Source organism: Streptomyces sp. NPDC004658 (genome assembly GCF_040609555.1).
GTDB lineage: Bacteria > Actinomycetota > Actinomycetes > Streptomycetales > Streptomycetaceae > Streptomyces.
The window spans coordinates 1-10,315 of the sequence record NZ_JBEXKG010000213.1 but is presented as its reverse complement, the minus strand read 5'-3'; the positions used below and the strand labels follow the sequence as shown (position 1 = coordinate 10,315).

The window sequence follows — 10,315 nt, the reverse complement described above, 5'->3', positions numbered from 1 at the left end:
GCCCCCTCGCCGACGCCGTCGCCCGGCTCGCCCAGCGCGCCCGCCTCACCCTGGCCGGCGCGCGTCAGGCCCCCGCCGACCCGGCCACGGCGCTCGGCCTGACCAGCCGTGAGCGGGACGTCCTGCACCTGGTCGCGGCCGGCCGCACCAACCGCCAGATAGCCGAGGAACTGTTCATCTCCCCGAAGACCGCGAGCGTCCACGTGTCCAACATTCTCGGCAAGCTCGGCGTCTCCGGCCGGGGCGAGGCGGCGGCCGTGGCCCACCGGCTGGGGCTGTTCGCGGCCGGCACGCTCGCTGCCGAAACGCCGGGCTGAGACCTACGCTGGAGAAAACCGGCAGGGAGGGGGAGCCGTGTTCGGCGCTTTCGAGGAACTGTTCGCACCCGGCCGCAAGCACACCCGGGACGAGCAGAACAGGCTGGAACTGACCCGCGAGGACGTGGGCGACAACGACCCCGGCCGTGGCCCCATAGACCTGTCCTCGGGGAAGGCGGTGATACGCCTGCCGGAAACGGCGCCGGCCGAGCCGGACCAGGAGACGCCCACCGAGGACGAGTAGCCGGGCCGCTCAGCGCACCCGGACCTCCAGCACCCGGTCGTCCCCCTTCTTCGGGGTGCCGCGGCCGTCGGTGTTGCTCGTCACCAGCCAGAGCCTGTCGCCGCCCGCGGGGACGACCGTGCGCAGGCGGCCGTAGGCACCCGTGAGGAACGCCTGCGGGGCGGCCGAGGCCGACGTGCCGTTCAGCGGGATGCGCCACAGGCGCGCGCCCTTCAGGCCGGCCATCCAGATCACGCCGTTCACGTAGGCGATGCCGCTGGGGGAGGCGTCGTCGGTGCGCCACTGGGCCAGCGGGTCGTGGAAGCGGGTGTCGGAGGACCTGCCCTCGGCCTGGGGCCACCCGTAGTCGTCACCGGGCTTGATCGCGTTCAGCTCGTCCCAGGTGTCCTGCCCGAACTCCGAGGCGAACAGCCGCTGTCTGTCGTCCCAGGCGAGGCCCTGGACGTTCCGGTGGCCGTACGAGTACACGGGCGAGTCGGGGAACGGGTTGCCCGGAGCGGGTTCGCCGTCCGGGGTCAGCCGCAGGATCTTGCCGCCCAGTGACGTCCTGTCCTGTGCCAGACCCTTCTGGCCGCTCTCGCCGGTGCCCGCGTACAGCATGCGGTCGGGGCCGAACGCGATCCGGCCGCCGTTGTGGATGAAGCCCTTGGGGATGCCCTTGAACACCGTGTCCGGGGCGCCCAGTTGCTCACCGGCCGGCTTCCGCTCGTCGTACAGCATGCGGACGATGCGGTTGTCCGAGGCGGAGGTGAAGTAGGCGTAGATCATGTGGTCCGAGGCGAAGTCGGGGGAGAGGGCGATGCCCAGCAGGCCGCCCTCACCGGCCGGCGCGACCCCGGAGACCGCGCCCAGCTCGGTCGTCCGGCCGGTCTTCTCATCGATCCGGCTGATCGTGCCCTCGTTCCGGGAGGAGACCAGCAGGCCGCCGCCCGGCAGCGGAGCCAGCCCCCACGGCGTCTTCAGCCCCTCGGCCACCGTGCGCAGCACCGTCACCGAGCCCTTGGCCGGAGGGAGCGGCGAGGCCGACGCGGTGCCGTGTCCGGAAGCGGTGGCCCCGGAGGCCGTCGCGCCCGGCGTCCCGCCCGGGGTGCCCCCGCCGTCGGAGGAACAGCCGGCCGTCAGCAGGAGGGCGGCCAGGGCCAGCACGGCCGGCACAGCTCGACGTCGCACGATCACGGTTCCCTTCGCCGCGGCGGTCCGGTGGCGGTCCACAGGCGGGCCCGACGGCACGCCCTGCCTCTCCTACGCCGGCCGCGCCCCTTCGGGTTCCCGATCCCCGAAGACCGACCGCGGAAACCTCAGCCCCTGACCCACGGGCGGGCCGGTGCTCCGGGCGTCGGACTTACGGTTAGTGGCGGGGTCGGCAGCACGGACGGTGCGGGTCGGCAGCCCGGACGGTGCGGGTCGGCGGTCCCCACCTCCCGGGATTACGGCACGTGGGCGCTCGGCGGCTCAGTCCCACGACCCCTGGGCGGGCGGCAGTTCGGACACCTCCGCCAGATCCTCCGGGGTCAGCCGCAGCCCGGCGGCCGCCGCGTTCTGCGCCGCCCAGCGCTCCCGCTTGGTTCCCGGCAGCGCGATCACATGCCGGCCCTGCGCCAGCACCCAGGCCAGAGCCACCTGGGCAGGGGTCGTGTCCACGCCGTGCCGGCGGGCGATGCGCCGCAGCCCCGCGACGATCGGCTGGTTGGCCGCCATCATCTCGGCGGTGAACCGGGGGTGCCGGGCGCGTACGTCGTCCGGTTCGAAGCCCTCGCCCGGTCTGAGCGTGCCGGTCAGGAAGCCGTTGCCGAGCGGCATCGCGGCCAGGAAGCCCACACCGCGCGCCTCGCACCACGGCAGCAGCGCCCGGAGCGCCTCCGGCGACCACACCGACAGCTCGGCCTGCACCGCGGTCACCGGGAACACCTGCTGCACCCGCTGCAACTGGCGCAGCGTCGTGTCGTACAGCCCCGCACCGGGGCGGCGCCCGCCGCGCGCCCCCACCGCGCACAGACCGAGGGCCCGCACCTTCCCGGCCCGCACCAGGTCCGCCATCGCGCCCCAGGTCTCCTCGACGGGCACCTCCGGGTCGGCGCGGTGCAGCTGGTACAGGTCGATCACGTCGGTCTGGAGCCGCCGCAGCGAGGCGTCGCAGGCCCGCCGCACATAGCCGGGGCGGCCGTTGGCCACGATGTGCTGCTCGCCCACCAGCAGCCCCACCTTCGTGGAGACGAAGGCGTCCCGGCGCCGCTCCTTGAGCACCCGGCCCAGCAGCAGCTCGTTGGTGAACGGGCCGTACATGTCGGCGGTGTCCAGGAGGTCGCAGCCCAGGTCCAGCGCCCGGTGCACCGCTCTGACCGACTCGTCACCCCGCTGCCGCGATCCGCTGTACGCCCAGCTCATCGGCATGCATCCGAGTCCGACGGCCCCCACCGCGAGCGCCCCCGCGCCGATCGTCCTGCGCTCCACCTGCTCGTGAACCTCCCTCTGCCCGGCCCCCAACCTAACCTCTGCGCGCAGACGCTCCTGACATAGCCTCCTGGCATGAGTGCAGACGTGTGGCTTCCCATTCCGCCCGAGGAGATCGAGGGGCTGCCCGAGGGGCCCCGCTACCTGTTCTGGGACGGGGGAGAGGACGGCGCACAGCCGTATCCCGGTGACCCGGCGGAGTGCGCCGTGTACGTGGTGCCGTACATGAAGCGGCTTCAGGTGCGGGTCGGGCCGCTGGAGCACCTGACGAACGTGCGGCTCATCCAGACGCTCACCGCCGGCGTCGACGACATCACGGCGAAGCTGTCGGTGATCCCGCCGGGCGTGCTGCTGTGCAACGCGCGCGGGGTGCACGAGACGAGCACGGCCGAGCTGGCGCTGACCCTCACCCTGGCCGCCCTGCGCGGCATCCCCGGTTTCGTCCGCGCCCAGCAACAGGAGCGCTGGGTGGGTGGTTTCCACCCCGCCCTGGCCGACAAGAGCGTGCTGATCGTCGGGTACGGGGCCATCGGTGCCGCCATCGAGGACCGGCTCGTGCCCTTCGAGGTCGCGCGGGTGGCGCGCGTTGCGCGCTCCGGTCGCACAACCGCGCGCGGTCCTGTGCATCCGATCGCCGATGTGCTTCAACTGCTTCCGCACGCGGATGTCGTGATCCTCTGCACCCCGCTGACGGAGGACACCCGGGGGCTCGTCGACGCCGATTTCCTCGCCCGGATGAAGGACGGCGCCCTGCTCGTCAACGTCGCGCGCGGTCCCGTCGTGGACACCAAGGCGCTCGTCGCGGAGCTGGAGCGGGGCCGGATCACCGCCGCCCTGGACGTCACGGATCCGGAGCCGCTGCCCCCCGGCCATCCCCTGTGGCAGGCGCCCGGAGTGCTGATCAGCCCGCATGTCGGCGGGCCTTCCTCGGCCTTCCTGCCCCGCGCCGAGAGGCTGCTCGCCGACCAGTTGACCCGGTTCGTGAACCGGCAGCCCCTGCGGAACGTGATCCTTACCACCGGATCCGAAACCAGGGGAGCAAACGGGCGCTAGGCCGCTTCCGGCACCCTCCGCAACCTTTCGGACGCGGGCCGTACTTCCATCGCCGCTGGTCGTCACGGAGCGTAGAGAGGCTATGTCCCTGAGTGACGATACTGGTGTATCGTCCCCGACAGGGGCTGCGCCGCTGACCACTCGGCGCCGGGGATGGACATTTCAGATTTTGTGAGGGGGGCGACGGGCGATGCACGGCCTATGGACGAACGATCCGACGCGGCGGAGCCGCCGACGGCGACCCTGGCGCACGGCCGCGCGCAGGCGCGGCCACCACACCAGCCACCACAGCCACCACCAGCGCAGGCACAGCGGCCGCCGCAGGCATGCGCACCCAGCGCACCGCGACCGTCGGGACGCGGGAGCGGCGCGAACCGGGAGGCCCCGGTGAGCGCCCCGCCCTCCGTGACGACCACCCTCGACGGAGCGGCGCGCGCACCGCACCCGCACGAGGCACCGCCGCCCCGCCGGCCGGCCATCGGCGACAACACCCGGCTGATGGAACAACTCGTCCTCGCCCTGATCTGCGCGGCCTACGCCGTCGGAGCCGCGTTCGACTGGGGCACGAGTCAAATCGCGCTGATCATGGGCGACTTCGGCCTGAGCGCGGCAGCGGGCACCGCCGCCGTCTCCTGCTTCCTCTACGCCCGCAGCCGGCGCGTGCGCTTCCGCTCGGCCTGGCTGCTGTTCGCCCTGTCCTCGGCCATGGCCGCGCTGGGCAACGCGGTCTGGGGCTGGTACGAGGTCGTGCTCGGCCGCCCCGTCCCCAGCCCCAGCTACGCCGACCTGTTCTTCCTGTGCTTCGCTCCGCCCGCCATCGTCGGCCTGCTGGTGCTCGCCAAGCGGCCGGTGACGAAGGCGGGCTGGATCTGCCTCGGGCTGGACGCCTGGCTGATCGGCGGCTCGCTGCTCACCCTCTCCTGGAGCCTCGCGCTCGCCCAGGCGGCCCGGTTCGACGGGTCCAGCGTGGCGCACGCGGCGCTGTCGCTGGCGTACCCGCTGCTCGACATCGCCCTCGTCAGCATGGTCCTCGCCCTGCACTTCCGCCGCGCCCCGGGCAACCGCACGGCGGTGAACACCGCGATCGGCGCGCTCGCCCTGACCGTGATGTGCGACGCCCTGTTCACCTCGCCGCTGCTGCACAGCAGCTACCGCTCCGGGCAGCTGCTGGACGCGGGCTGGTTCGCCGGTTCGCTGCTGCTCGCCTACGCACCCTGGGCCGCGCCCCCACGCCGGCGCGCGCGGGAGGCCCGCCCGGACGGGCACACGCGCGTGGTGCACGAGCACCAGCCGGACCGGCGGAGCACCGGCCGGCACCTGCCCCTGTCCGCGCCGGGCGGCGAACACCCCCGGTACCCGTCCGGCCGGCCGCTCAGCGGCTCCCTCGCCGCCCTCACCCCGTACCTCGCCGCCGCCGTGTGCACCCTGGGCATCCTGTACAACGTCCTCAACGGCCGCAGGCCCGACCACGTGGTGCTGATCACCGCGGGCGCCGTGGTGCTGGCGCTCGTCATCCGGCAGGGCATCATGCTGCTGGACAACATCACCCTCACCCAGGAACTGGCGCAGAAGGAGAACCACTTCCGCTCCCTGGTGCAGGGCTCCAGCGACGTCATCATGATCGCCGCGCCCAACGGCATCCTCCGGTACGTCTCGCCCGCCGCCGCCGGGGTGTACGGCAGACCCGCCGAGGAACTGGTGGGCACGGAGCTCGCCGGGCTCATCCACCCGGAGGACCTGGGCTGTGTGGTGCACGAGGTGCGCCGTTTCCTCGCCGCCAACCCGCTGGAGGAGCCCACCACGCGCATCGAGTGCCGGTTCCGCTCCGGCGACGGCGGCTGGCTCAACGTCGAGTCGACCGTCAACCGGCACCACGGCGGACTGATCTTCAACAGCCGGGACGTGACCGAGAGGGTGCGGCTCCAGGCCCAGTTGCAGCACAACGCCGAGCACGACCCGCTGACCGACCTGCCCAACCGGGCGCTGTTCACCAAGCGGGTGCAGCAGGCCCTGTCCGGCCGCCGGGTCACCGACCGGGGCGCCGCCCTGCGGGGTACGGCGGTGCTCTTCATCGACCTGGACGGCTTCAAGGCCGTCAACGACACGATCGGGCACCAGGCCGGGGACGAACTGCTGATCCAGGCCGCCCGCAGACTCCAGGACGCGGTCCGGCAGGGCGACACCGCCTCCCGGCTGGGCGGCGACGAGTTCGCGGCCCTGATCGTCGGGGACGGCACCCGGGACCGGGCCGCCCGGGAGCGGAACATCCTGGAGCTCGCCGACCGCCTCAGGGTGACCCTCTCCCACCCGTACGCCATCGACGGCAACGACGTCAGGGTGAACGCCTCCATCGGCGTCGCCTTCGCCGAACCGGGCCTGGGCGCGGGCGAGTTGCTGCGCAACGCCGACCTGGCGATGTACCGCGCGAAGTCGGCCGGAAAGGGCCGGGTCGAGCTGTACAAGCCCCAGATGCAGCAGGACGTCGTCCGCAAGGCGGAGCTGGCCACACGGCTGCGTGCGGCGCTGCACGACGGCGAGTTCGCCCTGCTGCACCAGCCCGTGGTGTGCCTGCAGAACGGCCGGATCACGGCGGTCTCCGCACAGGCGCGCTGGCGCTCCTCGCAGGGCGTGCTGTTCACGCCCGCCGAGTTCCTGCGGGTGGCCGAGGACGGCGACAAGACCGCCGAGCTGGACCGCTGGATCCTGCGGGAGGCCGTGGAGCAGGCGGCCGAGCGGGCGGCGACCGGCGTCGCCGTCCCCGTGTCGGTCCGGATGAGCGCCCGGCGGCTGCTGGACCGCTCGATGCCGCTGGGCTCGGTGGAGGCGCTGCTGACCCGGCACGGGCTGCCGCCCGGGGCGCTGGTCGTCGAACTGTCCGACACCGATCCCCGGGTCTCCCTGGACGAGCTGGAGCGGCGGCTGACCGCGCTGAGCCGGCTCGGGGTGCGGATCGCGCTGGACGGCTTCGGCAGCGGCTACGCGGCCATCACGGCCCTCAGGAGGCTGCCCGTGGACATCCTCAAGCTCGACCGCAGCCTGGTCGAGGGCGTGGTCGAGTCCGCGCGGCTGCACAAGATCACCAGTGGTCTGCTGCGGATCGCCGGCGATCTCGGGCTCCAGTCGGTCGCCGAGGGCGTGGACCTGCCCGAGCAGGTCGTCGCGTTGCGCGCGATGGGCTGCACCCATGGGCAGGGCATGGCGTTCACCGGTCCGCTGGACGAGTACCGGCTGCGCCGGGCGCTCGGATCCGGCCACTACCCGGTGCCGCACGCCCCGGCCGAACCCGCGTTCGCGGGCAGCGCGAGGGAGCCGGAGAGGGTGTACACAGGGGGTGTTCCCGCTGTCTTCGGAGGCGGCAGTGCCCTTCGCTCACATTCTGAGACGCCCGTCCCACCCACTTGACACGTGGTGCGTGCCGGGGGGAGGGTCAGTGCCATGCGCACCCGAATTCTCGTACTTGGACAGCGCGTCGGCTGAGCTGGGACCCACCGGACGAATCCGGACCCCCAGCGACCTCACCGGCGCGCTCCCCTCGCTTGCCTTGCGGCACGAGGGGTTTTTTGTTGCACGAGTGCCTTGCGTGCAGCGCTCCAAATCCGCCCGAACCTCGCAAAAACCCTCAGCATCGAGAAGAGAATGCCGATGACCGAGCAGGCCACCGGGGCCCACCATCCGCAGCCGCGGCCCCGTTCCGGAGGACAGCAGTCCACCCCCGTCGAGCACGTCACGGGTGCGCAGTCCCTCATCCGCTCCCTCGAGGAGGTCGGCGCGGACACGGTATTCGGCATTCCCGGCGGCACGATCCTGCCGGCGTACGACCCGCTGATGGACTCCACCCGGGTGCGGCACGTCCTGGTCCGGCACGAGCAGGGCGCCGGCCACGCCGCCACCGGCTACGCGCAGGCCACCGGCAAGGTCGGCGTCTGCATGGCCACCTCGGGACCCGGCGCCACCAACCTGGTCACCCCGATCGCCGACGCCAACATGGACTCCGTGCCGCTGGTCGCGATCACCGGGCAGGTGGTGTCCTCCGCGATCGGCACGGACGCCTTCCAGGAGGCGGACATCGTCGGCATCACCATGCCGATCACCAAGCACAGCTTCCTGGTCACCAAGGGCGAGGACATCCCGCGGGTGATCGCGCAGGCGTTCCACATCGCCTCGACCGGCCGCCCCGGACCGGTCCTGGTCGACATCCCCAAGGACATCCTCCAGAAGAAGACCACCTTCTCCTGGCCGCCCGTCATGGACCTGCCCGGCTACCGCCCGGTGACCAAGCCGCACGCCAAGCAGATCCGCGAGGCCGCCAAGCTGATCACCGCCGCCCGGCGGCCCGTCCTCTACGTCGGCGGCGGCGTCCTCAAGGCGCGCGCCACCGCAGAGCTGAAGGTCCTCGCCGAGGTGACCGGCGCCCCGGTCACCACCACGCTGATGGCGCTCGGCGCGTTCCCCGACAGCCACCCGCAGCACCTGGGCATGCCCGGTATGCACGGCAGTGTCGCCGCCGTCACCGCGTTGCAGAAGGCCGACCTGATCGTGGCCCTCGGTGCCCGCTTCGACGACCGCGTCACCGGCAAGCTGGACAGCTTCGCCCCCTACGCCAAGATCGTCCACGCGGACATCGACCCGGCCGAGATCGGCAAGAACCGTGCGGCCGACGTGCCGATCGTCGGCGACGCCCGCGAGGTCATCGCCGACCTGGTCCAGGCCGTCCAGAAGGAGCACAGCGAGGGCCACCAGGGCGACTACACCGCCTGGTGGAGCGACCTGAACCGGTGGCGCGAGACCTACCCGCTCGGCTACGACCAGCCCGAGGACGGCTCGCTCTCCCCGCAGGCGGTCATCGAGCGCATCGGGCAGCTCGCCCCCGAGGGCACGATCTTCGCGGCGGGCGTCGGCCAGCACCAGATGTGGGCCGCGCACTTCATCCAGTACGACACCCCCGCCACCTGGCTGAACTCCGGCGGTGCCGGGACGATGGGCTACGCGGTCCCGGCCGCGATGGGTGCCAAGACCGGGCGGCCGGAGCGTACCGTCTGGGCGATCGACGGCGACGGCTGCTTCCAGATGACCAATCAGGAGCTGACCACCTGCGCCCTGAACAACATCCCGATCAAGGTCGCCATCATCAACAACGGCGCCCTCGGGATGGTCCGCCAGTGGCAGACCCTCTTCTACAACCAGCGCTACTCCAACACCGTGCTGCACAGCGGCCCCGACGACATCAACCCGGAGGCCAAGGGCACGCGGGTGCCGGACTTCGTGAAGCTGTCCGAGGCGATGGGGTGCGTGGGACTGCGCTGCGAGCGCCCGGAGGACCTGGACAAGGTCATCGCCGAGGCCAACTCCATCAACGACCGTCCGGTCGTCGTGGACTTCATCGTCCACGAGGACGCGATGGTCTGGCCGATGGTCGCCGCCGGCACCTCCAACGACGAGATCATGGCCGCCCGGGACGTCCGCCCCGACTTCGGCGACAACGAAGACGACTGAGCGAGGAAGAGCAAGAAGACATGTCCAAGCACACGCTCTCCGTCCTGGTGGAGAACACGCCGGGCATCCTCGCCCGCATCGCCGCCCTGTTCTCGCGGCGCGGATTCAACATCGACTCGCTCGCGGTCGGCGTCACCGAACACCCCGACATCTCCCGCATCACCATCGTGGTGGGTGTCGAGGACCTGCCGCTGGAGCAGGTGACCAAGCAGCTCAACAAGCTCGTCAACGTGCTGAAGATCGTGGAGCTGGAGCCCGGTCAGGCCGTGCAGCGTGAACTCGTTCTAGTGAAGGTCCGTGCCGACAACGAGACCCGCTCCCAGATCGTGGAGATCGTCCAGCTGTTCCGCGCCAAGACCGTCGACGTCTCCCCGGAGGCCGTGACCATCGAGGCCACCGGTTCCAGCGAGAAGCTGTCCGCCATGCTCAAGATGCTGGAGCCGTACGGCATCAAGGAGCTGGTCCAGTCCGGCACGATCGCGATCGGCCGTGGCGCCCGTTCGATCACGGACCGCTCGCTGCGCGCTCTCGACCGGACGGCGTAAGACTGGGAACGGGCGGCCGGCGATCAACGGCCGCCCGTATGCCGAGACCCCCGAACTTCCTTCCCGCCCGCCGTCATACGGTGGGACGCACCACCTGCACACAAGGAGAGAACCCAAAGTGGCCGAGCTGTTCTACGACGCCGACGCCGACCTGTCCATCATCCAGGGCCGCAAGGTCGCGGTCATCGGCTACGGCAGCCAGGGCCACGCCC

Annotated in this window: 8 protein-coding genes; 6 read left to right on the top strand and 2 right to left on the bottom strand. The window is 71.8% G+C overall.

Annotated elements, in window-relative coordinates; all coding sequences use genetic code 11:
- Nucleotides 1–317 (top strand): response regulator transcription factor (locus tag ABZV94_RS37325; protein WP_356348737.1); only part of this gene is annotated, 317 nt, incomplete at its 5' end.
- A gap of 37 nt (nt 318–354) precedes the next feature.
- Nucleotides 355–561, top strand: coding sequence for a DUF6191 domain-containing protein (locus ABZV94_RS37320; protein ID WP_356348735.1), 207 nt, complete (start codon nt 355–357; stop codon nt 559–561).
- 9 nt (nt 562–570) lie between these two features.
- Here the strand turns inward: ABZV94_RS37320 and ABZV94_RS37315 are convergent, their stop codons facing one another.
- Both ABZV94_RS37315 and ABZV94_RS37310 read right to left on the bottom strand, forming a co-directional pair.
- Nucleotides 571–1,737: a PQQ-dependent sugar dehydrogenase gene (locus ABZV94_RS37315; RefSeq protein ID WP_356348733.1), complete on the bottom strand. Its 1,167-nt coding sequence runs from the start codon at nt 1,735–1,737 to the stop codon at nt 571–573.
- A 276-nt stretch (nt 1,738–2,013) separates the two neighbouring features.
- Nucleotides 2,014–3,012 carry an aldo/keto reductase gene (locus ABZV94_RS37310; protein WP_356348731.1) on the bottom strand — a complete coding sequence of 333 codons (999 nt, stop codon included), beginning with the start codon at nt 3,010–3,012 and terminating at the stop codon, nt 2,014–2,016.
- Nucleotides 3,013–3,087: 75 nt separating this feature from the next.
- Here ABZV94_RS37310 and ABZV94_RS37305 point away from each other — a divergent pair, with 75 nt between their 5' ends.
- From ABZV94_RS37305 to ilvN, 4 genes are all read left to right on the top strand, one after another.
- Nucleotides 3,088–4,065, top strand: coding sequence for a 2-hydroxyacid dehydrogenase (locus ABZV94_RS37305; RefSeq protein ID WP_356348728.1), 978 nt, complete (start codon nt 3,088–3,090; stop codon nt 4,063–4,065).
- A 387-nt stretch (nt 4,066–4,452) separates the two neighbouring features.
- Nucleotides 4,453–7,467, top strand: a complete 3,015-nt coding sequence (locus ABZV94_RS37300; RefSeq protein WP_356348726.1) for an EAL domain-containing protein — start codon at nt 4,453–4,455, stop codon at nt 7,465–7,467.
- 240 nt (nt 7,468–7,707) lie between these two features.
- Entirely contained in the window at nt 7,708–9,558 is a 1,851-nt protein-coding gene (locus ABZV94_RS37295; RefSeq protein WP_356348724.1) for an acetolactate synthase large subunit, read from the top strand.
- Between the two features lie 20 nt (nt 9,559–9,578).
- The gene (gene ilvN, locus ABZV94_RS37290; protein ID WP_030654216.1) at nt 9,579–10,103 is read left to right on the top strand and encodes an acetolactate synthase small subunit; all 525 of its coding nucleotides are present in this window, start codon (nt 9,579–9,581) and stop codon (nt 10,101–10,103) included.
- Nucleotides 10,104–10,315 lie beyond the last annotated feature (212 nt).

Bases quoted from the DNA above. Each gene is read 5' to 3' on its own strand.
- ABZV94_RS37295 (WP_356348724.1), top strand. From the start codon at position 7,708: ATGACCGAGCAGGCCACCGGGGCCCACCATCCGCAGCCGCGGCCCCGT.
- ABZV94_RS37305 (WP_356348728.1), top strand. From the start codon at position 3,088: ATGAGTGCAGACGTGTGGCTTCCCATTCCGCCCGAGGAGATCGAGGGG.
- ilvN (WP_030654216.1), top strand. From the start codon at position 9,579: ATGTCCAAGCACACGCTCTCCGTCCTGGTGGAGAACACGCCGGGCATC.